Origin of the sequence: Mycolicibacterium agri (genome assembly GCF_002553505.1) — a bacterium.
In the GTDB taxonomy this organism is placed as follows: domain Bacteria; phylum Actinomycetota; class Actinomycetes; order Mycobacteriales; family Mycobacteriaceae; genus Mycobacterium; species Mycobacterium agri.
Genome location: NZ_PDCP01000006.1, coordinates 85,213 through 105,758 on the forward strand (window position 1 = coordinate 85,213; position 20,546 = coordinate 105,758).

Genomic DNA, 20,546 nt, shown 5'->3' on the forward strand with positions numbered 1-20,546 from the left:
TCACCCCAGCGATCTTGAAAATGTCGGGGATTACGGGGTTTTCGCTGCGCGACGGCTGTCAGACCAGCGCGCGGCGGCGAACAGGACGGCGCCGACGGCCAGCAGGATGGCCGCGAACAGCCACACCTGCGCGCTCTGCTGGCTGAGCAGCAGGAGGCACGAGATGACGCCGAGCACGGGGACGAACGTCCAAACCCGGTAGTGATCATGCTCGACGGTCTGTCGCCGCAGCACCAACACCGCGAGGTTGGTGGCGATGAAGACGAAAAGCAGAAGCAAGACAACGGTTTCGGCGAGCGTGGCCAAACCACTCACAGTGGTGAGCACCATGGCCACCGCGGTCGTCGCGAGGATGGCCACCCATGGCGTGCGCCGGTTCGGCAGCACCCTGCCCAGCACAGCGGGCAGCAAGCGCTGCTCGGCCATGCCGTAGGCCAGCCGGCTGGCCATCACCATCGTCAACAGAGCGCCGTTGGCGACCGCGATCAACGCGATCAAACTGAACGCCCACTCCGGTATTCCCGCCCCGGCCGCGTTCACCACCGCCAGCAGCGGGCCGGACGACGCCGATAACTCACTGGGCGGCAATGCAATTGAGCTGGCCAACCCGACCAGCACGTAGACCGCGCCCGCGGCCGCCAGGCTGCCGAACAGGGCGCGGGGGTAGACCTTGCTGGGCTGACGGATCTCCTCCACGACATTGGCCGAGGTCTCGAAGCCGACGAACGAGTAGTAGGCGATGATGGCGCCGCTGAGAATGGCGATGGCCGGCGCGGTGTCGGTCGGAAACTCGACGACGCGTCCCACGTCGCCTCTGCCGCGGCCGAGCATGATCGCCACCACGACGACGACGAGCATCAGACCGCTGAATTCGATGACGGTCATCACCATGTTGCTGCGCAGAGATTCCTTGATGCCGCGGGCGTTCAGCGCGGCGACCAGCGCGAGGAAGACCAGCGCGGCGGGCACTGCGGGCACGTCGATGAACGTCGCGAGGTACTCGCCCGAGAACGCCAAAGCCAAACCGGCAGCGCTGGTTACGCCGGCGGCCAGCATGCAGAACCCCACGAGGAACGACACGATCGGGAGCTTGAAGGCGCGCTCGGCGAACACCGCGGCGCCACCGGCCTTCGGATACTTGGTCACCAGTTCGGCGTAGGAGCCCGCGGTCAGCAGGGCCAGCAGCAGCGCCAACAACAGCGGCGCCCACAGCGCACCGCCGACCTTCTCCGCGAGCACGCCCATCAACGCATACACGCCCGCGCCCAGGACGTCGCCGAGAATGAACAGGAACAGCAGCGGACCGGTGATGTCCCGCTTGAGCTTGTCTTCGGAAGCCGTCTGAGTCGCGGTCATCGGCCGGTGCGGGGCGGTTGTTTCCTCGGCGCCTTGACGACGCTGACGGCTTTGGAGGCTTTGGTTGCCTTGGTGGCCTTCTTCGCCGCCTTCTTCACGGGCGCCTTACTCGTCTTGCTCGTTGCTTCGTTCTTGATCGGCGCCACCTTGACGGCACCCTTCTTCGCAGGCGCCTTCTTGGCGGCGGCTTTCTTCGCAGGCGCCTTCTTGGCGGCGGCTTTCTTCTCAGGTGCCTTTTTGGCGGGCGCCTTCTTGGCCGGAGCTTTCTTCGCAGGCACCTGCCCGGCTTTCGGCTGCCCGATGCCGATCCGCTCGGCGGCGCGCTCCCCGATGCTGCGGGTAACGCGTACTACGCGGCCGACGACTTTCGCGCCGGACGAGGCCGCCTCCATCGCGCGCTGGCGGGGGTCAGGCATCGTCGGACTCGCTTTGGCGCCGTTGCTTTTCCACGTCGGCCAACTGCTCGGCGCGGTCGGCCTGCGCGATCTTGCTCGCCGCGTCGCTGCGCTTGTCCGCGGCATCAGACGCCTTCGCCTGCGCGACGGCCTCGGCGCTGCGCTCGGACGCCCTGATCCTGTCCTTCTGCTGCTGTTCGGCCGATTCGACGGCCTCCTTGCGCTGCGCGGCGACGTTGTCGGCCTGCTTCTTGGCGGCCCTCTCGCGTTCTTCGGCGTCCTTGATGGCCGCGACTTTCTGATGTGCCGCGGCGACGCGCGCCTGCTTGACGGCTTCCTCCTTCTCGGCAGGAGCCTCCTCGCGCACCTGCGCCGCAGCGGCGCGGGCTTCGTCGAGTTCTTCATCGGCCTGCGCCTCGGCCCGGTCGGCGGCCTCATCCAGCGTGGCGGCCCGCGCCAGTGCATCACTGCGCTGCAGCAGCGCCGAGCCGCGTCGCTCCAGATCCGGAGCGCCCAGCGCACCGCCGACCATCAGATCGAGCTTGCCCATCGAGCGCTCATACAGCAGCCGCGCCGGCGCATCGGAGTCCAACCGGGCTACGACCCGGTCCTCGATCATCTGGAGTGGAAAGCGGGCCAACTCGTATTGCACGCGCAGTACCGCGAACGGAACGTCGGTGATTTTCATCGCTGTGCTCTCCTTTCGCTCTCGTTAACGATCTCGCGGGACGTCGGCAACATCGGACAGTCCGTCGGCCTGCCGCCTGATGCGCTCGGCCTCCGCGCGCGCGGCCGCCGACTCGCGGCCTGCCTGCTGATGTTCGTCGAGAGCTTCGGCGACTTCGACCTGTGCCGCGGCGACCTCGGTGCGCGCCTCGGCTTTCGCCTGCGCTTCCCGCTGCTGCGCCGTCTGCTCGGCCGCCGCCTGGCCCCGCGCGGCGTCCTGCGCCGCGGCCTGCTCGGCCTCGCGCTCGCGGGCCGCCTGGTCGCGGCGGATCTCCTGCTCGCGGGCGCCGGCTTCGGCGGTCACCGCGCTGCGCTCCTGCGCGCCCTCCAGCCGGGCCTCGTCGGCCTGCTGCTTGGCCTCCGCGGCTTCCGCGTCGGCGACAGACTGCAGCCTGCTGGCCTCCTGCCGCTTCTTGGCCTCTTCCTGCTCGATCTGGCCCTCGGCCGTCAGCGAATCGTTCTTGGTCAACGACCCGACGACTTCCTTCGCCTTGCCCTTGACGGCGCCGAACAATCCCCTGCGCGCCTGGTCAGACTTCTTGTGCTCGGTCATCTGGTCCTTTCCGACATGAGCCCGAAACTGGGTTCGGATGTCGGATGTCTCTGTTCCACATATCGGCGTTTTCAAACGTCTTCGCCGGCCGCAGTGGCTGCGCGAGCAGGCGATGTCGGAGGTCGAACTGCCCGACGACGACCCCGACCGGCCCTGGACCGACACCGTCGCCGACATCCTGCGGTCCTACCGCCGCAGCTTCGCCCGCTCCCCGCAGCTGATTCCGCTGCTCACCGCCCACGCCGTGAACAGCAGCCATGCCTTCACGAAGTACAACGCCCTGGCCGCACTCCTGCGTCGCGCCGGTTTCACCCCCGCCGACACGCTGCGCGTCATCACCCTGATGGACTGTTTCGTGCTCGGCTCGGCGTTGGATCTGGCCGCGCCCGTGAAACCGTGGGAGCGCGGCCCCGACGTCGGGGCCGAACTCGCGGCGGCGCTGGCCACCGGCGGACCCAAACCGGCCCGCGCCGACGACGCGTTCGAGTTCGGGCTCAAGGTGCTTCTGCACGGCCTCTCCAGTTAGCCCCGCCGGCTCAAGAGGGCCGGAGCAGGTGCGTATTAGGCTCCACCAGTGCCCAAAGTGTGGTCGCGCCGACGGTTTCTCGCGCTATCGGCGACCGTCGCTACCCTCGCCGCCGCATGCTCGAAAGAGGAGCCAGGAGCGGTGGCCAGGGACGGCTCCGTCACCGTCAAGCACGCCTTCGGTGAGACGAAGGTGCCCGGCCCGCCGCAGCGGGTGGTCAGCGCCGGCTTGACCGGGCAGGATGACCTGCTGGCCGTGGGGATCGTTCCGATCGCGGTGACCAACTGGTTCGGCGATCAGCCGTTCGGCGTCTGGCCGTGGGCGCAGCCCAAACTCGGGCAAGCGCAACCGGAGGTCCTCGACCTGGGCGGCGGCATCCAGATCGACCGGATCGCCGCGCTCAAACCCGATTTGATCGTCGCCACCAACGCCGGCGTCGACCAGGAGACCTACGACAAGCTGACGGAGATCGCGCCGACCATTCCGCAGTCCGGCCAGGACGCCTTCTTCGAGCCGTGGAAGAAGCAGGCCGCCGCCATCAGCCAGGCCGTGTTCAAGTACGACGAAATGGCCGCGATCGTCAAAGGCATCGAGGACAAGTTCAGCGCCGTCGCGGACAACAACCCGCAGTTCTCCGGCAAGAATGCGCTGCTGCTGGAAGGCACGCTGTCCGGCGATGCGGCGCACGTGCTCAACCCCGACTGGCGCAGCGAGTTTCTCACGCAGATGGGCTTCACGATCCCCGACACCGGCGGCAGCGTGATCACCCGCGACCGAATGGAATCGGTGCTCGGCCAGGCCGACGTGCTGATCTGGACGACGGAGGGCGACGACCAACAGGGTGCGCTGCTCGCCGATCCGGTCATCACCAAGCTCGAGCAGCGAAATGTGTTCACCGGCAAGGATTTGGCTGGCGCCATCGCGTTCTCGTCGCCGCTGTCGCTGCCCGTGGTGGCCGACCAGTTACCCCCGATGTTGACGAGGGCGCTCGGGTGACGCAGGAGGCTTCCGCGCGACCGCAGCGCGCGGCGTTCGCCCAGGTCGGGTCCGTCTACTACCCGGTCTTGGCCGCCGTGTTCACCGCACTGATCATCATCTCGAACGTCACCGCGACGAAGGGCGTCGCGTTCGGGCCGATCATCACCGACGGCGGCTTCATCGTCTTCCCGCTGACCTATGTGATCGGCGACGTGCTCAGCGAGGTGTATGGATTCAAGGCAGCACGCCGCGTGATCTACGTCGGCTTCGCCATGAACGCCCTTGCCGCACTGGCGTTCTGGGTCACCGTCTACCTCCCGGCCGCCGACTTCTACACCAACCAGGAACACTTCGAGAACGTCGTCGGCGCCTACACCCAACTGATCGTCGCGGGCCTGGCGGGGTTCATCGTCGGTCAGACCCTCAACGCGTGGGTGGTCGTGTTGATCAAGGAGCGCACGAAGGAAAAGCATCTGTGGGCGCGGCTGGTCGGCTCCACGTTCGTCGGCCAGCTGGGCGACACGGTGGTGTTCTGCAGCATCGCCGCCGGCGCGATCGGCATCACCAGTTTCGCCGACTTCGCCGTCTACACCGCGCTTGGCTGGTTCTACAAGACCGCCATCGAGGTGGTCATGCTGCCGGTGACCTACCGCGTCATCGCCTTCATCAAACGCCGCGAGCCCACGTACGGAGCCGACGTCTGAGGCTTCGGTAAGGCACCTCTGGCAACCCTCACAGAGCAGCGGCGACGCACCTTACTCGGCGGTAGCTTTGGGTTATGACTGTCACAACCGATGCGATGGTGATCGGAACTGTCACCGATTACGGTGACCAGGCGCTGCTGCTGCAGTTCGACAGCTCCGCGGAGGTATTGGCATGGAGCGATGCCGTGCGCGAGGCCGCCCTGCCCGGCGTCGTCGACATCGTTCCCGCTGCTCGCACGGTGCTCGTCAAGCTCGACGGCCCGCGCTATCAGGGTGTCGTCCGGCAACACCTCAGCAAGCTGCGGTTGGCGCCAGAGGCGATCAGAGAGGCCGTGTCACCGGCGGACGGCCACATCGATGTCGTCATCGACGTGGTCTACGACGGGGCCGACCTCGACGAGGTCGCCACGCTGACCGGGCTAACCCCCCAGCAAGTCATCGCCGCACACACCCAGACCCCGTGGCGGGTGGGCTTCGGCGGCTTCTCACCGGGTTTCGCCTACCTGGTCGGCGGTGACGAACGGCTCAACGTGCCGAGGCGCTCGGAACCGCGCACGAAGGTGCCCGCGGGTGCGGTGGGGTTAGCCGGCGAGTTCAGCGGCGTCTATCCCCGTGAGTCGCCCGGGGGTTGGCAACTGATCGGCCACACCGATGCACGCATGTGGGACGTCGACCGCGACCCGCCCGCGCTGCTGCTGCCCGGTCAGTGGGTGCAGTTCCGGGAGGTGACGCGATGACGACGACATTGGAGGTGTTGCGCACCGGCCCGCTGGCGCTCGTCGAAGACCTCGGCCGGGCGGGCATGGCCCACCTCGGCGTGTCGCGATCGGGGGCCGCCGACCGCCGCGCGCACACGCTGGCCAACCGGCTGGTGGCCAACCCGAACGACCGCGCCACCATCGAGGTGACCTTCGGCGGGTTCAGCGCCAGGGTGCGCGGCGGGGACATCGCGATCGCGGTGACGGGCGCCGACACCGACCCTGCCGTCAACGGAGTTCCGTTCGGTATCAACAGCATTCATCACGCCCACGACGGTGAGGTGATTTCGCTTGGCTCGCCGCACGCCGGGCTGCGCTCGTATTTGGCGGTGCGCGGCGGCATCGACGTCGAGCCTGTGCTGGGCTCGCGCAGCTTCGACGTGATGTCGGCGATCGGCCCGAAACCGCTGCAACCGGGCGACGTGCTGCCCATCGGCAACCACACCGAGGAGTTTCCCGAACTCGACCAGGCGCCGGTCGCTGCGATCGAGGACGACATCGTCGAACTGTCGGTGGTGCCCGGGCCGCGCGACGACTGGTTCACCGACCCCGACGTGTTGGTCCGCACCAACTGGCAGGTCACCAACCGCAGCGACCGGGTCGGCATGCGGCTGGTCGGCATGCCGCTGGAGTACCGCTACGGCGACCGGCAGCTGCCAAGCGAAGGCGCCACCCGCGGAGCAATTCAGGTGCCGCCGAACGGTTTTCCCGTCATCCTCGGGCCCGACCATCCGGTCACCGGCGGTTATCCGGTCATCGGGGTGGTCGTCGAGGAGGACATCGACCGGATCGCTCAGATCCGGCCGGGGCAGACCGTGCGGCTGCATTGGTCGCGCCCGCGCCGACCATTCCACAACGGCCTCTGAGCTGGCCACTGAACCGGGCACCGAGCCCGACTTTTGCGACCGGTTTCTGAACCGGCCCGAGTTTGGTAGACACAGGGTGTGCATGCAGCGGATATCACTGCCTCTCGCGTGCGCGGCATTCACACCGCCCGCCTGATCCACACCTCCGACCTCGACGCGGAGTCCCGCGAGGACGCGCGCCGGATGGTCATCGAGGCCTTCGGCGGCGACTTCAGCGACGCCGACTGGGAGCATGCCCTCGGCGGGATGCACGCCCTGATCAGTCACCACGGCGCGCTGATCGGTCACGCCGCGGTGGTGCAACGGCGGCTGCTGTACCGTGGCGCGGCGCTGCGCTGCGGCTACGTCGAAGCCGTCGCGGTGCGCGAGGACTGGCGCGGCCAAGGGCTGGCCACCGCCCTTCTGGACGCCGTCGAACAGGTGGTGCGCGGCGCCTACCAACTCGGCGCGCTCAGCTCCTCGACTGGCGGTAAGCAGATCTACACCGCGCGTGGCTGGCTGCCGTGGCGCGGGCCGACGTCGGTGATCGCCCCCTCCGGCATGCAGCGCACACCCGAGGACGACGGCTCGGTGTACGTCCTGCCGGTCAGCGTCGAACTCGACACCAGCGAGGCGATCGCCTGCGACTGGCGCGACGGCGACGTGTGGTGACGCGCGGGTACGTTAGATGAAATGAGCACGCCCAAGGCATTTCAACCGACACCCGAATCATTCGACAAGCTCTACCGCGGCGAACCGGCGATGGAGGGTGGCCCCAAGCCCGACGGGGTGCCGTGGGACATCGGCCAGGCCCAGCCCCGGGTGATGGAACTCGAGGCGCTCGGCGGCTTCTCCGGCGAAGTGCTCGACATCGGTTGCGGTCTCGGCGACAACGCCATCTATCTGGCCTCGCGCGGACACTCCGTCACCGGCCTCGACGGATCGCCCACCGCGATCGAGCAAGCCCGCAGCCGCGCCGCCCAGGCGGGCGTCTCCGTGACGTTCGCCGTCGCTGACGCCACCAACCTGACCGGTTACGACGGCCACTTCGACACCGTCGTCGACAGCGGGCTCTACCACTGCCTCGACGACGACGGCCGCGAGGCCTACGCCGCGGGCCTGTACCGGGCCACCCGGCCCGGCGCCCGATGGCACCTGTACTGCTTCTCTGATGGCAACGTCAACGGCATCGTGGCGCCCATCAGGTCGGTCACGGAGGCCAGCCTGCGCGACACGCTCACCGCGAACGGGTGGCGGATCGACTTCATCGGCCCGACAACCTATTTGGCGAACACTTCCGCGTTCCGCAGCGCAGACGACCTGCCGGAGGAGATGCAACAGCAATTAGCGCACGAGACGCTGGAGCAGATGCGCGACATGGCGGCCCGCTTCGAAACCATCGCCCCGCTGCTCGACGGCGACCGGGTCCATCTGCCCTTCACCGTCGTACACGCGCACCGGGTGGACTGACGGAACCGACCTCACAGCGGGCCGTCGCCGCGGGTGAGCGGAATTTCACCGGTCCAGTTGCGGCGACATGCCCGGGCAATGGCTGGTTAATCGGCCGGAAACACACACTGCAAAGACTGGACGACATGAGTGCGCCCGACTGGGCACCGCTCACCGGGTTTCGGGTGGCGGTGACCTCCGCCCGCCGCGCCGACGAGCTGAGCGCGCTGCTGCGCAAACGCGGGGCGGCTGTGACCAGCGCGGCGGCCATCGAGATGGTTCCCCTTCCGGACGACCACGAGCTGCGGATGCACACCGAGCGGCTGATCGACGCGCCGCCCGACATCGTCATCGCGACCACCGGCATCGGCTTTCGGGGCTGGGTCGCCGCAGCCGACGGCTGGGGGCTGGCCAACGAGCTGATCGCCTCGCTGCGCGCCGCCCGGATCGTGTCCCGCGGACCGAAGGCCACCGGCGCGCTGCGGGCGGCGGGCCTGCCCGAGGAGTGGTCGCCGGAGTCGGAGTCGTCCCGCGAGCTGCTGCAGTACCTGCTCGAAGGCGGCATCGCAGGTCGGCGCATCGCCGTCCAGCTACACGGCGCCACCGACGACTGGGACCCGTTCCCCGAGTTCCTCGACCGCCTCCGCGCGGCGGGCGCCGACGTGGTGCCGATCAGGGTGTACCGCTGGCATCCCGCGCCCCGCAACGGCGACTTCGACCAGCTGGTGGCCGACATCGCCGAGCAGAAGTTCGACGCCGTCAGCTTCACCTCGGCACCCGCGGTCGCCGCGGTGTTGATGCGCGCTGCCGAAATGGGCATCGAGGATCGGCTGCTGTCGGCGCTGCGCACCAACGTGCACGCCATGTGCGTCGGGCCGGTCACCGCCCGCCCGCTGGTCCGGCTCGGCGTGCCCACCTCGGCGCCGGAGCGGATGCGGCTGGGCGCGCTGGCCCGCCACATCACCGACGAGTTGCCGCTGCTGCAGTCGCGCACCCTGCAGGTCGCCGGCCACAAGCTCGAGATCCGCGGCACCTGCGTGGTGGTCGACGGCGTGGTCAAGGAGCTGTCACCGGCCGGAATGGCCACGATCCGCGCGCTGGCCCACCGGCCGGGCACCGTGGTGTGCCGGGCCGATTTGCTTCGCGCGCTACCCGGCAGCGGCACCGACACCCACGCGGTGGAAACCGCTGTGCTGCGGCTGCGAACGGCGTTGGGCGACAAGAACATCGTCTCGACCGTGGTCAAACGCGGCTACCGGCTGCCCGTCGACGAACCGCTGGCGCGGGCGCAATGACTCATCTGCTGGTCGCCCACGGCACCCGCAAGCCGAACGGCGTGACGATGGTCGGTGACCTGGCCCTGCGGGTGTCGGAATTGCTCGACCAGCAGGTGCGGGTCGCCTTCGTCGACGTGCTGGGGCCGACGCCTGCCGAGGTGCTGACCGCGTCGACGGTCGTCGTGCCCGTGTTCCTGTCGCGGGGCTACCACGTCAACACCGACATCCCGGCCGCCGTCGCGGCCAGCGGCTGCGCCGACGTCGTGCTCACCCCACCGCTCGGCCCCAGCCCGCAGATCGTGCGGGTGCTGGCCGACCGGCTCGTCGAAAGCGGTTGGCTGCCCACTGATTCCGTGCTGTTAGCCGCGGCGGGCACGTCGGATGCGGTGGCGATGGGCGACCTGCACACCACGGCGACGTGGCTGTCGGCGGTGATCGGCTCGCGCGTCGAACTGGCCTTCGCCGCCACCGGCGCCCCTCGGGTGAGCGACGCCGTCGCCGGGCTGCGCAGCCGTGGCGCCGACCGGGTCGTGGTGGCGTCATATCTGCTGTGCGACGGCTTGTTTCAGGACCGGCTTGAGTGCAGCGGCGCCGACGTCGTCACCGCGCCGCTCGGCGCTCACCCGGGCACAGCGCAGCTGATCGCCAGCCGATTCCGACGGGCTCGCGTGCCGCTCGCGGCATGATTCACCCCGCCGGCGGGTACTTCGAAACGATGAATATTCATCGGGTTCTGCAAAGTGTGGAGTCGGTCGAGGCGCTCGACGGCCCGGCCGACGCCGGCGCCGCGGTGGCGAGTCGGCTCGTCGGTGGCGATCGGGTGGCACCGCTGCTGCGCGGCTCGTGGCTCGGCCATCCCGTGCACCCCCTGCTCGTCATGCTGCCGCTGGGGGCGTGGATGAGTTCGCTCGTCTTCGACGTCGGGTTCGGTGACCGGACCACCGCCCGCCGGCTGGTCGGCCTCGGCCTGTTGGCCACACCGCCCACCGTGGTCGCGGGGTGGGCCGACTTCCCACTGCTGACCAAGCGGCAACGGCGGGTCGGCGTCGTGCACGCGGCGAGCAACGTCGTCGGGGTGACGTGCTTCGCGCTGTCGTACCGGGCGCGGCGGCGTGAGCACCATCGCACCGCGACATGGCTGAGCGTGCTCGGCCTGCTGGCGGTCAGCGTCGGCGGCGCGCTCGGCGGCCATCTGTCATATGCCCAGGGCGCTGGGATGTACCGCTGGCAGACCGGACGCGCGCTGACTCACCTTCGCGCGGTCGAGCGGTACCGTTCGGCGGCCTGAGACGGATCAGGCGCCGGGCTACGGTCAGGCGCCGATTTCGACGACACCGTCGACGGTGATCCTGGTGGCATACACCGGCACCGTGACCGCGGGGTCGTCCAGGCAGACGCCGTCGTCGAGGGCGAACGCCTGCTTCTTGATCGGCGACTGCACGACGGCGCGCCCGCCGCGGTCGCCGACGATGCCGCGAGACAACACCGCGGCGCCGGAGAACGGGTCGATGTTGCCGACGGCGTGCACGCTGCCGTCGTCGAGGCGGAACAACGCCGCCTGCTCACCGTCGGGCAACAGCACCCCGACGCCGCGGCAGGGCAGCAGCCGGTCGTAGGCGCACGCCGCGGTCCAGATCTGGATGTCGTGAAGCAGAGTCACTTCTGATGTACCTTTCGAATCTCGGGCATGCCGATCGGAACGATGCGGCCCGATCTCTTGGTGAATTCGACGGTGGGGTCGGGCACTTCGGGCGCGTTGACGAACGACACGAACCGCGACAGCTTGTCGGGGTCCCCCAGCACGCCCTTCCACTCACAGGCGTAGCCGGCGACGTGACGTGCCATCGCCTCTTCGAACTCCGCCGCCAGGCCTAGGGAGTCGCGGCACACGACGTCGCGCACGTGGTCCAGACCGCCGTCGAGGGCCTCGAGCCAGGACGCGGTGCGCTGCAATCGGTCTGCGGTGCGGATGTAGAACATGAGGAAGCGGTCGATGTAGCGGACCAGGGTTTCGCCGTCCAGGTCGCCGGCCAGCAGCTCCGCGTGCCTTGGCGTCATGCCGCCGTTGCCGCCGACGTAGAGGTTCCAGCCGTGTTCGGTGGCAATGACGCCGACGTCCTTGCTTCGCGCTTCGGCGCATTCGCGGGCGCAGCCGGACACTCCCATCTTGATCTTGTGCGGTGCGCGCAGTCCCCGATAGCGCAGCTCGAGGTCGACCGCCATCTGCACGGAATCCTGTTGCCCGTAACGGCACCAGTCGCTGCCGACGCAGCTCTTCACGGTGCGCAGCGCCTTGCCGTAGGCGTGGCCGGACTCCATTCCGCCGTCAACTAACCGCCGCCAGATTTCGGGTAGCTGGTCCACCCGCGCGCCGAACATGTCGATGCGCTGACCGCCGGTGATCTTGGTGTAAAGGTTGAAATCCCTTGCGATCTCCCCGATCAGGATGAGCTGCTCGGGGGTGATGTCGCCGCCGGGCACCCGCGGCACCACCGAGTAGCTGCCGTTGCGCTGGATGTTGGCCAGGAAGTGGTCGTTGCTGTCCTGCAGCGAAGCCTGCTCGCCGTCGAGGATGTGGTCGGAGCTCGTCGACGCCAGGATCGACGCGACGACGGGTTTGCATATGTCGCAACCTTTTCCGCGTCCGAACTTCTGGATCAGTCCGGAGAACGTGCGGACGCGGGTCGCCGAGACGATCTCGAACAACTCGGCCCGCGACTGGTCGAAGTGTTCGCACAGCGCCTTCGACTGTTCGACGCCTTCGGCCTCCAGCAGCTTCTTGAGCAGCGGCACACACGAGCCGCACGAGGTGCCCGCCGCGGTGCAGCGCTTCAGTGCGGGCACGTCGGCGCACCCGTCGGCGATGGCTTTGGTCAGCTGGTCTTTGGTGACGCTGTTGCACGAGCAGATCTGCGCGGCGGGCGGCAGTGCGCCCACACCCAAACCGGCACTGCCGCTGTCGGTTCCGTTCGGGGCGATCAACGCCAGCGGGTCGCCGGGCAGCGGTTCGCCGACCATCGGCCGCAGGATTCCGTACGCCGACGCGTCGCCGACCAGGATGCCGCCCAACAGGGTCGTCGCGTCATCGGAGAGCACCAGCTTGGCGTAAGTCTGGTTGACGGCGTCGTTGACCACCACCTCGAGACAGTCCGGTGTGACTCCTTGCGCGTCACCGAAACTCGCGACGTCGACCCCGAGCAGCTTGAGCTTGGTGGACATGTCGGCCTCGGGGAACTCGGCGGCCCCGCCGAGCAGGCGGTCCGCGACGACCTCTGCGCTGGTGTAGCCCGGCCCGACCAGCCCGTAGCAGCGGCCTTCGATGGCGGCCACCTCGCCGATGGCATAGATGCTGCGATCCTCTGTCGCGCAGGATGTGTCGGTCAGCACCCCGCCGCGTGGCGCGATCTCCAGTCCGGCGTCGCGGGCCAGCTCGTCGCGCGGGCGTACCCCAGCCGCGAAGATCACCAGCCCCGATTCGATGACGGTGTCGTCGGACAACGTCACCGCGACGGTGCCGTCCCCCGTGGCCGCGATCGCCGACGTGCCGACCCCGACGTGGACGTCGATGCCGAGCGCGGTGATCATCCGCCCGAGCAGCGCGCCGCCCGCCTCGTCGAGTTGCTGGGCCATCAACCGGGGCGCCATCTCCACCACGTGCGCGTGCAGGCCGAAGCTGCGCAGCGCGTTGGCGGCCTCCAGGCCCAACAGGCCGCCGCCGATCACGACCCCGACCGGCGCGCTGCCCGCCGACGCGGCGGTGGCGTCGGCCCGAATCGCGTCGAGGTCGTCGAGCGTGCGATAGACGTGGCAGGCGGGCAGGTCGTGGCCGGGCACCGGCGGCACGAACGCATACGAGCCGGTCGCCAGCACCAGCGCGTCGTAGTCGATCCGCTCGCCGTGCGCGGTGACGACGGCCTTGTCGGCCCGGTCGATATGGGTCACCCGCACACCCAGGCGCAGCCGGACCAGGTCGTCGCCGGCGTAGTCGTTGCCGGGTAGGGCGAGCCTGCTGCGGTCCCAGTGCTCGGTGTAGGCGGTCAGGCCCACCCGGTCATAGGCGGCGTCGGCCTCTTCGGCGAGCACGGTGATGCGCCATCGGCCCTCGTTGTCGCGGGACCGCATGGCTTCGACGAACCGGTGCCCGACCATGCCGTGGCCGACCACGACGACGTGCCCGCCCCGGGCTGAATCTGAGCGCATGGCGCGAGGCTAAGCAGCCGATATTGCCGAGATGTCGCGCCGTGTGACGCCGCCATCACGGTGTTCTCACCGGTGCTCGGCGGCCGGTGTGAGCCGTTCTCTGTGGGCGTAGCCACACCCTGGAACACCGCCGGGAATATGAGCGGGGTCGACTCAAGTTTAGAGGGGTAGAAAACCGGCGAAGAGCCGGTGACGACGAAGCGAGGAGGAGGTGAAGACCATGACCAACCTGACGTTGTGGAATCGACCGGCTTTCGACATTGACCGCTGGGTTCGCGACTTCTTCGCCCCGGCCACCGCGGACGACTGGTTCAAGGGTTTCCGACCCGCCGCCGAGATCCTTCGCGACGGCGAGGACGCAGTCATCCGCGTTGAGCTGCCCGGCGTAGACGTCAACAAGGACGTCAATGTCGAGATCGAGAATGGCCAGTTGGTCATTCATGGTGAACGTCGCGACGAGCGGACGGAGGAGCGCAACGGCCGCACCCTGAGCGAGGTGCGCTACGGCTCGTTCCGTCGGTCGTTTGGGCTGCCCGCCCATGTCACCAAGGACGATATCTCGGCGACCTATGAGGCCGGGGTGCTCACCGTTCGGGTGGCCGGTGCCTACAAGGGCGATGAAACCCAGCGGATCGCGATCGAAGCCAAGTAACCGGTCATAACCAACACTCTCGGAATCCGGTGGAGCCCAGACGGTTCCACCGGATTCGTCGCATTCCGGGCCTGTCGGCCTAGTTGATGGCCGTGAGGATCTCGGAAGTGTAGAACTCGCCGCGGATCTGGCCGGGGTCCGGCGGCCCCTCCATGAACACCCACGCGTTCTTGGCCCAGGGCTCGATGGTGTCGGTGACGGTCACCGAGCCGGTGCCGTTGCGGTCGGTGTGCAGCACCGCGCTGGCCACCCCCGGATCGCCCGCAATGCATTTCTGCGTCCCGGGTCGAGGCCCCTGGATCAGCCGCACCTGATAGGCGGTGTTCGGGGTCCCGATCGCGAAATTCACCTGCGCGGTGACGGAGTTGCCGCTGCTGTGGATGGTCGACTGGCCGGAGCCGAATCCGGTTGCCGCGACAAACTGCAGGACGGTGAAGTCGCAGGACCGGTAGAACGCGGTCAGCGGCACCATCACACCGTTGGCGGCCTCGGCGCCCGCGGTTGCGGCGCTCATGCCCGTCATCCCAATTGCGGCGGCAACGGCAGCTGTCATGCGCGTCGAGATGTTCATCGGCCAAGCCTATGTGAGCGGAGCGCCGTTTTCCGGAAGCTGGCTAAGGCGGTGGCAACAACGTCGCCGTCTCGGTGACGGTGCCGGGATCGGGTGTCTCCTCGGTCGTCGTGGGTGGACTCGTCGGGAAAGACGTTTCCGGTGTGGCCGTCGACGACGGCGGCGGCAAATTCTCTTCGGTGGTCTGCACGCTCGGCGTGGGGTAGCTCGTCGTGGTCGTCGACGACGGCGTATAGGTCGCCGACGGGGAGCTGCTCGTCGGCGGCGCCAGCGGTGCCGGCGGGACGGTCGAGTCCTCCGCCGTGCGCAGCACCGCGACGATCAGCACCACCACCAGGACCACTGCGGCGGCGCCCGCCGCGAATACCGTCGCCGGCCGGTTGACCCAGTGTTGGGGGTCGTGTTGGTCCGCGGGCACCCCGGGAATGCTAGGCCCAGCGGGCGAGCAGATCCTTGGCGTGTGCCGAAAGGGCCGCCTGCAGGAAGGGCCCGAAGCTGATGCGCGCGACGCCGAGCGGACCGAACGAGGCCGGGTCGTCGCGATCGGGGAACGCGATCGCGTTGACGGGCCGCGGAAGTTCAGATGTCATGCGGCGCAACGCTTCCGGTTCGTGGAATCCGATCGGGTACAGCACGTCGGCGCCCGCGTCCGCCGCCTCGGTGAGCCGCGCGACGGCCCTGTCGACGCGATCGGCCTCATCGCCGTCCTTACGCAGGAACAGGTCGGTGCGCCCGTTGATCACCACGTGCACCCCTGCGGCGTCGGCCGCGGAGCGCAGCGCGCCGACGAACTCGGCGTGCTCGGACGACGACCGCAGCCTGCCGCCTTCGCCGTGCACGGTGTCTTCGATGTTGAGGCCGACCGCGCCCGCCTCCAGCAGCCCGTCGATCAGCCGGGCGGGGTCCTCGCCGTACCCGGATTCGATGTCGACCGAAATCGGCACGTCGACCGCCGCGGTGATCTGCGCGACGCGGGTCACCACGTCGTCGAACGTCATGCCCTCGCTGTCGGACTTGCCGACCGAATCCGCCAACGGATGGCTGCCCACCGTCAGCGCCGCGAAGCCGGCATCGGTCGCCAGTTTCGCCGACCACGCGTCCCACACGGTCGGCAGCACCACCGGATTACCGGGCCGGTGCAACTCGAGGAACGCCTCCGCACGCTTGGAAAGAACTTGCTTGTCCGCCATTCCGACATCCTTGCCGACCTGCCGCTGCAGCGCTATGGCGTGATCTGTCTCACGCCGCATCCGCGTGATGTAACTAGCCTCGGTTGTCGTACTGTGATCCGAGACACCCTTCAGCCCAAGGAGGTCTGATGTCGAGTCCAACCGAATTTGCCGAACTTCACGAACTGATCGGCGGGCTGCGGCGGTGCGTCACGTCGCTTGCGGCGAAATACGGCGACAGCCCGGCCATGCGGCGCATCGTCAACGACACCGAACGCATCCTCAACGACATCGACCGCCTCGATATCGACGCCCAGGAACTGGAGCTCAGCCGCGGGGTGACACTCCAGCCGATGTCGACCGAGAAGATCGCCATCCCCGACACGCAATACGACACCGACTTCTGGCGGGACGTCGATGACGAGGGTGTCGGAGGTCACAGTAGGGGCTGAATTAGGCTTCGTCGCACTGCGGAGCACAACACTGGAGAGGCTGGAAAGCTACTGTGAGCGCACCCACAGCTGACCGTCAGGGCACCGGCGTTTTCTCGGAGACCCGTGCGCGAATCCCAGAGCGCACACTGCGCACCGACCGGTGGTGGATGCAGTCGCTGTGGACCAATCTCGGTTTCGCGGCCTTCCTCATCTACGGCTTGGTGCGGGCCTCCTGGCAGGCCGCGTATTACGTGCCGGAGTACCACTACCTGACGCCGTTCTACTCACCGTGCATCAGCGCGTCGTGTGTTCCGGGCTCAAGCCATCTCGGTGTGTGGCTGCCGGAGTTCCCGCCGCTGGTGCCGCTGGCGATCGTGACGCTGCCGTTCCTGCTGCTGTTCCGGCTCACCTGCTATTACTACCGCAAGGCCTACTACCGTTCGGTGTGGCAGTCGCCGCCGGCATGCGCTGTGGCCGAACCGCATTCGCGCTACACCGGGGAAACCCGGATGCCGCTGATCGTGCAGAACAGCCACCGGTACTTCTTCTATGCGGCGCTGCTGATCTCGCTGTTGAACACCTACGACGCCATCGTGGCGTTCCAGTCGCCGTCGGGCTTCGGGCTCGGTCTCGGCAACATCATCTTGACCGGCAACGTCATTCTGCTGTGGATCTACACGTTGTCCTGCCACTCGTGCAGGCACATCGTCGGCGGTCGGCTCAAGCACTTCTCGAAACACCCTGTGCGGTACTGGCTCTGGAGCCAGGTCAGCGTCCTGAACACCCGGCACATGCTGTGGGCGTGGATCACGCTGGGCACGCTGGTGCTGACCGACTTCTACATCATGCTGGTCGCCAGCGGCACCATCTCCGATTTGCGATTCATTGGCTGACAAGACGATTGGCCGACTAGTACAGATTCGAGCGAGGACTAATGCCTGAAGTAGAGCGGCACGAGTACGACGTGGTCGTCATCGGGGCCGGCGGCGCCGGTCTGCGGGCGGTGATCGAGGCGCGTGAGCGCGGCCAGAAGGTCGCTGTCATCACCAAGTCGTTGTTCGGCAAGGCCCACACCGTGATGGCCGAGGGTGGCTGCGCGGCGTCGATGGGCAACGCCAACCCCAAAGACAACTGGCAGGTGCACTTCCGCGACACCATGCGCGGCGGCAAGTTCCTCAACAACTGGCGGATGGCCGAGCTGCACGCCAAGGAGGCGCCCGACCGGGTGTGGGAGCTGGAGACCTACGGCGCGCTCTTCGACCGCACCAAGGACGGCCGGATCAGCCAGCGCAACTTCGGCGGCCACACCTATCCGCGGCTGGCCCACGTCGGTGACCGCACGGGCCTGGAGATCATCCGCACCCTGCAGCAGAAGATCGTCTCGCTGCAGCAGGAGGACCATGCCGAGTTCGGCGACTACGAGGCCCGCATCAGGGTCTTCCACGAGACCACGATCACCGACCTCATCAAGGACGGCGACCGGATCGCGGGCGCGTTCGGCTACTACCGCGAAACCGGCAACTTCGTGTTGTTCCAGGCGCCCGCGGTGGTGCTGGCCACCGGCGGCATCGGCAAGTCCTACAAGGTGACGTCGAACTCGTGGGAGTACACCGGCGACGGGCACGCGCTGGCGCTGCGGGCCGGGGCGACGCTGATCAACATGGAGTTCGTCCAGTTTCACCCGACGGGCATGGTGTGGCCGCCCAGCGTGAAGGGCATTCTGGTCACCGAGGGTGTCCGCGGCGACGGCGGCGTGCTGAAGAACTCCGAGGGCACCCGGTTCATGTTCGACTACATCCCGCCGGTGTTCAAAGGGCAGTACGCCGAGACCATCGAGGAAGCCGACCAGTGGCTCAAGGACAACGACTCGGCGCGACGCACCCCCGACCTGCTGCCCCGTGACGAGGTGGCCCGCGCCATCAACTCCGAGGTGAAGGCCGGCCGCAACTCCCCGCACGGCGGGGTGTTCCTCGACATCGCGTCGCGGTTGCCCGCCGAGGAGATCAAGCGCCGGCTGCCGTCGATGTATCACCAGTTCAAGGAGCTGGCCGAGGTCGACATCACCAAGGAGCCGATGGAGGTCGGCCCGACCTGCCACTACGTGATGGGCGGGGTCGAGGTCGACCCGGACACCGCGGCGGCCACCACACCGGGGCTGTTCGCCGCGGGCGAGTGCGCGGGCGGCATGCACGGTTCGAACCGGTTGGGCGGCAACTCGCTGTCGGACCTGCTGGTGTTCGGGCGGCGCGCCGGGCTCGGCGCGGCCGACTACGTGCGGGCGCTCAAGGACCGGCCGAAGGTCACCGAGGAAGCGGTCGAGACGGCCACCAAGCGTGCGTTGCTGCCCTTCGAGACCCCGACCAACGGGGACTCCCCGGAGAACCCGTACACCCTGCAGCTCGACCTGCAGGACACGATGAACAGCCTGGTCGGCATCATCCGCAAGGCCGACGAGATCACCGAGGCGCTGGACAAGCTGACCGAGCTGCGCGAGCGCTACAAGCGGGTCCGCATCGACGGCGACCGGGCGTTCAACCCCGGCTGGCACCTGGCGATCGATCTGCGCAACATGCTGCTGGTCAGCGAGTGCATCGCCAAGGCGGCGCTGGAGCGCACCGAGAGCCGCGGCGGGCACACCCGCGACGACCATCCGTCGATGGAGCCGGGCTGGCGCAAGACGCTGCTGGTCTGCCGCGCCGAAGGCGACGGAAGCGATCTGGTGCCCCACGTCAGCGTCACCCGCCAGGACCAGATCCCCGTGCGTCAGGATCTGCTCGACCTGTTCGAGCTGTCCGAACTGGAGAAGTACTTCACCGACGAGGAACTGGCCCAGCATCCCGAACGGAGCAAGTGATGGCCTACCAGGCGAACATGCGCGTGTGGCGGGGTGACCTCGCCGGCGGCGCGCTGCAGGACTACAAGGTCGAGGTCAACGAGGGCGAGGTGGTGCTCGACATCATCCACCGCCTGCAGCAGACCCAAACCCCCGACCTCGCGGTGCGCTGGAACTGCAAGGCGGGCAAGTGCGGCTCGTGCTCGGCCGAGATCAACGGCAGGCCGCGGCTGATGTGCATGACCAGGATGTCGACGTTCGGCGAGAACGAGACCATCACCGTGACGCCGCTGCGCACCTTCCCGGTCATCCGCGACCTCGTCACCGACGTGTCGTTCAACTACGAAAAGGCGCGCGAAATCCCGTCATTCACGCCGCCGAAGGATCTGCAGCCCGGCGAATACCGGATGGCGCAGGAGGACGTGAACCGGTCGCAGGAGTTCCGCAAGTGCATCGAGTGCTTCCTGTGCCAGAACACCTGCCACGTGGTGCGTGATCACGAGGAGAACAAGAAGGCATTCGCAGGCCCGCGCTATTTGATGCGTCAGGCCGAACTCGACATGCATCCGCTCGACGTGCTGGAGCGCCGCCCCGAGCAGGCGCAGGAGGACAACGGCCTGGGCTACTGCAACATCACCAAGTGCTGCACCGAGGTGTGCCCGGAAAACATCAAGATCACCGACAATGCCTTGATCCCGATGAAAGAGCGCGCCGTCGACCGCAAGTACGACCCGGTGGTGTGGCTGGGCAACAAGCTGTTCCGGCGATGAGCGCTTGCGCGAAGAGCAAACAGCACCGATGAGCGCTTGCGCGAAGAGCAAACAGCACCGATGAGCGCTTGCGCGAAGAGCAAACAGCACCGATGAGCGCGCCTAGGTAGCGGTTTCAAGCACGTTGAGCTGATCCACTTCTCGGGTAACCTTTCGTTAAGAGCGGCCAATCAATGACGAAAGGTTGCATCGATATGTCACATGTGCACAGCATCAACGACATTCGTACCGCGATTCGCGAGCTCTCCGCCCGCGCCGATCTGGCGCGCAAGGAGGGCAGGCTCGATGACGCCGCCGAACTCGAGAAGCGGATTCAGGGCTATCGCGAGGAACTAGCCGCGCGGCCCTAG

General features: G+C 67.8%; 25 protein-coding genes. 16 read left to right on the forward strand and 9 right to left on the reverse strand.

The features are described from left to right. Positions 1-30 precede the first annotated feature (30 nt). Genes CQY20_RS05255 through CQY20_RS05270 form a run of 4 tightly spaced genes read right to left on the reverse strand, consistent with a single transcriptional unit; the run spans position 31 to position 3,030 of the window. Positions 31-1,356: an APC family permease gene (locus CQY20_RS05255; RefSeq protein WP_097938709.1), complete on the reverse strand. Its 1,326-nt coding sequence runs from the start codon at positions 1,354-1,356 to the stop codon at positions 31-33. Then, positions 1,353-1,772, reverse strand: a complete 420-nt coding sequence (locus CQY20_RS05260; RefSeq protein ID WP_176604221.1) for a hypothetical protein — start codon at positions 1,770-1,772, stop codon at positions 1,353-1,355. Before CQY20_RS05260 ends, CQY20_RS05255 begins: the two co-directional genes overlap by 4 nt. Further along, positions 1,765-2,439 (reverse strand): IF2 family translation initiation factor, encoded by a 675-nt coding sequence (locus tag CQY20_RS05265; RefSeq protein ID WP_097938711.1) that lies wholly within the window; start codon positions 2,437-2,439, stop codon positions 1,765-1,767. The genes CQY20_RS05260 and CQY20_RS05265 overlap by 8 nt, the downstream gene beginning before the upstream one ends. 24 nt (positions 2,440-2,463) lie before the next feature. Next, a complete protein-coding gene (locus CQY20_RS05270; RefSeq protein ID WP_097938713.1) occupies positions 2,464-3,030 on the reverse strand; it encodes a CsbD family protein in 567 nt (188 codons plus the stop codon). A gap of 37 nt (positions 3,031-3,067) precedes the next feature. Here CQY20_RS05270 and CQY20_RS05275 point away from each other — a divergent pair, with 37 nt between their 5' ends. The 10 genes from CQY20_RS05275 (at position 3,068) to CQY20_RS05320 (ending at position 10,855) form a co-directional block, all read left to right on the forward strand. Further along, positions 3,068-3,556 (forward strand): TetR/AcrR family transcriptional regulator C-terminal domain-containing protein, encoded by a 489-nt coding sequence (locus tag CQY20_RS05275; RefSeq protein WP_097938715.1) that lies wholly within the window; start codon positions 3,068-3,070, stop codon positions 3,554-3,556. 48 nt (positions 3,557-3,604) lie between these two features. Next, a complete protein-coding gene (locus CQY20_RS05280; RefSeq protein WP_097938717.1) occupies positions 3,605-4,552 on the forward strand; it encodes an ABC transporter substrate-binding protein in 948 nt (315 codons plus the stop codon). Then, positions 4,549-5,238, forward strand: a complete 690-nt coding sequence (locus tag CQY20_RS05285) for a queuosine precursor transporter (RefSeq protein WP_097938719.1) — start codon at positions 4,549-4,551, stop codon at positions 5,236-5,238. Before CQY20_RS05280 ends, CQY20_RS05285 begins: the two co-directional genes overlap by 4 nt. 74 nt (positions 5,239-5,312) lie before the next feature. Beyond that, positions 5,313-5,975 carry a 5-oxoprolinase subunit B family protein gene (locus CQY20_RS05290; protein ID WP_174814700.1) on the forward strand — a complete coding sequence of 221 codons (663 nt, stop codon included), beginning with the start codon at positions 5,313-5,315 and terminating at the stop codon, positions 5,973-5,975. Next, positions 5,972-6,862: a 5-oxoprolinase/urea amidolyase family protein gene (locus CQY20_RS05295; protein WP_097938720.1), complete on the forward strand. Its 891-nt coding sequence runs from the start codon at positions 5,972-5,974 to the stop codon at positions 6,860-6,862. Before CQY20_RS05290 ends, CQY20_RS05295 begins: the two co-directional genes overlap by 4 nt. Positions 6,863-6,940: 78 nt before the next feature. Further along, positions 6,941-7,513 carry a GNAT family N-acetyltransferase gene (locus tag CQY20_RS05300; RefSeq protein ID WP_097938722.1) on the forward strand — a complete coding sequence of 191 codons (573 nt, stop codon included), beginning with the start codon at positions 6,941-6,943 and terminating at the stop codon, positions 7,511-7,513. Positions 7,514-7,534: 21 nt separating this feature from the next. Continuing rightward, positions 7,535-8,311 (forward strand): class I SAM-dependent methyltransferase, encoded by a 777-nt coding sequence (locus CQY20_RS05305; protein WP_097938724.1) that lies wholly within the window; start codon positions 7,535-7,537, stop codon positions 8,309-8,311. Positions 8,312-8,436: 125 nt separating this feature from the next. Then, positions 8,437-9,585 carry a uroporphyrinogen-III synthase gene (locus tag CQY20_RS05310; RefSeq protein WP_097938726.1) on the forward strand — a complete coding sequence of 383 codons (1,149 nt, stop codon included), beginning with the start codon at positions 8,437-8,439 and terminating at the stop codon, positions 9,583-9,585. Beyond that, complete coding sequence (locus CQY20_RS05315; RefSeq protein ID WP_097938728.1) at positions 9,582-10,253, forward strand: sirohydrochlorin chelatase; 672 nt, start codon at positions 9,582-9,584, stop codon at positions 10,251-10,253. The genes CQY20_RS05310 and CQY20_RS05315 overlap by 4 nt, the downstream gene beginning before the upstream one ends. A gap of 29 nt (positions 10,254-10,282) precedes the next feature. Continuing rightward, positions 10,283-10,855 carry a DUF2231 domain-containing protein gene (locus CQY20_RS05320; protein ID WP_097938808.1) on the forward strand — a complete coding sequence of 191 codons (573 nt, stop codon included), beginning with the start codon at positions 10,283-10,285 and terminating at the stop codon, positions 10,853-10,855. Positions 10,856-10,879: 24 nt separating this feature from the next. Here CQY20_RS05320 and nirD read toward each other — a convergent pair whose 3' ends face one another. Both nirD and nirB read right to left on the reverse strand, forming a co-directional pair. After that, a complete protein-coding gene (nirD, locus tag CQY20_RS05325; protein WP_097938730.1) occupies positions 10,880-11,227 on the reverse strand; it encodes a nitrite reductase small subunit NirD in 348 nt (115 codons plus the stop codon). Beyond that, positions 11,224-13,767 carry a nitrite reductase large subunit NirB gene (gene nirB / locus CQY20_RS05330; protein ID WP_097938732.1) on the reverse strand — a complete coding sequence of 848 codons (2,544 nt, stop codon included), beginning with the start codon at positions 13,765-13,767 and terminating at the stop codon, positions 11,224-11,226. The genes nirD and nirB overlap by 4 nt, the downstream gene beginning before the upstream one ends. A gap of 220 nt (positions 13,768-13,987) precedes the next feature. Here nirB and CQY20_RS05335 point away from each other — a divergent pair, with 220 nt between their 5' ends. After that, positions 13,988-14,419, forward strand: coding sequence for an Hsp20/alpha crystallin family protein (locus CQY20_RS05335; RefSeq protein ID WP_097938810.1), 432 nt, complete (start codon positions 13,988-13,990; stop codon positions 14,417-14,419). Positions 14,420-14,498: 79 nt separating this feature from the next. Here the strand turns inward: CQY20_RS05335 and CQY20_RS05340 are convergent, their stop codons facing one another. Genes CQY20_RS05340 through CQY20_RS05350 form a run of 3 tightly spaced genes read right to left on the reverse strand, consistent with a single transcriptional unit; the run spans position 14,499 to position 16,180 of the window. Continuing rightward, positions 14,499-14,990 carry a hypothetical protein gene (locus CQY20_RS05340; protein WP_133119023.1) on the reverse strand — a complete coding sequence of 164 codons (492 nt, stop codon included), beginning with the start codon at positions 14,988-14,990 and terminating at the stop codon, positions 14,499-14,501. 43 nt (positions 14,991-15,033) lie between these two features. Continuing rightward, positions 15,034-15,408, reverse strand: coding sequence for a hypothetical protein (locus CQY20_RS05345; RefSeq protein ID WP_097938736.1), 375 nt, complete (start codon positions 15,406-15,408; stop codon positions 15,034-15,036). Positions 15,409-15,418: 10 nt separating this feature from the next. Continuing rightward, positions 15,419-16,180, reverse strand: a complete 762-nt coding sequence (locus tag CQY20_RS05350; protein ID WP_097938812.1) for an isocitrate lyase/PEP mutase family protein — start codon at positions 16,178-16,180, stop codon at positions 15,419-15,421. A gap of 128 nt (positions 16,181-16,308) precedes the next feature. Between CQY20_RS05350 and CQY20_RS05355 the strand changes: the two genes are divergently transcribed. The 5 genes from CQY20_RS05355 to CQY20_RS05375 all read left to right on the forward strand — a co-directional run bounded on the left by CQY20_RS05355 (position 16,309) and on the right by CQY20_RS05375 (position 20,546). Continuing rightward, positions 16,309-16,611, forward strand: coding sequence for an Rv0250c family protein (locus CQY20_RS05355; protein ID WP_097938738.1), 303 nt, complete (start codon positions 16,309-16,311; stop codon positions 16,609-16,611). A gap of 53 nt (positions 16,612-16,664) precedes the next feature. Next, positions 16,665-17,486 (forward strand): succinate dehydrogenase subunit SdhC, encoded by an 822-nt coding sequence (locus CQY20_RS05360; protein ID WP_097938740.1) that lies wholly within the window; start codon positions 16,665-16,667, stop codon positions 17,484-17,486. Positions 17,487-17,527: 41 nt separating this feature from the next. Then, positions 17,528-19,447: a fumarate reductase/succinate dehydrogenase flavoprotein subunit gene (locus CQY20_RS05365; RefSeq protein ID WP_097938742.1), complete on the forward strand. Its 1,920-nt coding sequence runs from the start codon at positions 17,528-17,530 to the stop codon at positions 19,445-19,447. Then, complete coding sequence (locus tag CQY20_RS05370) at positions 19,447-20,196, forward strand: succinate dehydrogenase/fumarate reductase iron-sulfur subunit (protein WP_097938814.1); 750 nt, start codon at positions 19,447-19,449, stop codon at positions 20,194-20,196. The genes CQY20_RS05365 and CQY20_RS05370 overlap by 1 nt, the downstream gene beginning before the upstream one ends. Before the next feature lie 194 nt (positions 20,197-20,390). Then, positions 20,391-20,546, forward strand: a complete 156-nt coding sequence (locus tag CQY20_RS05375; RefSeq protein WP_097938744.1) for a hypothetical protein — start codon at positions 20,391-20,393, stop codon at positions 20,544-20,546.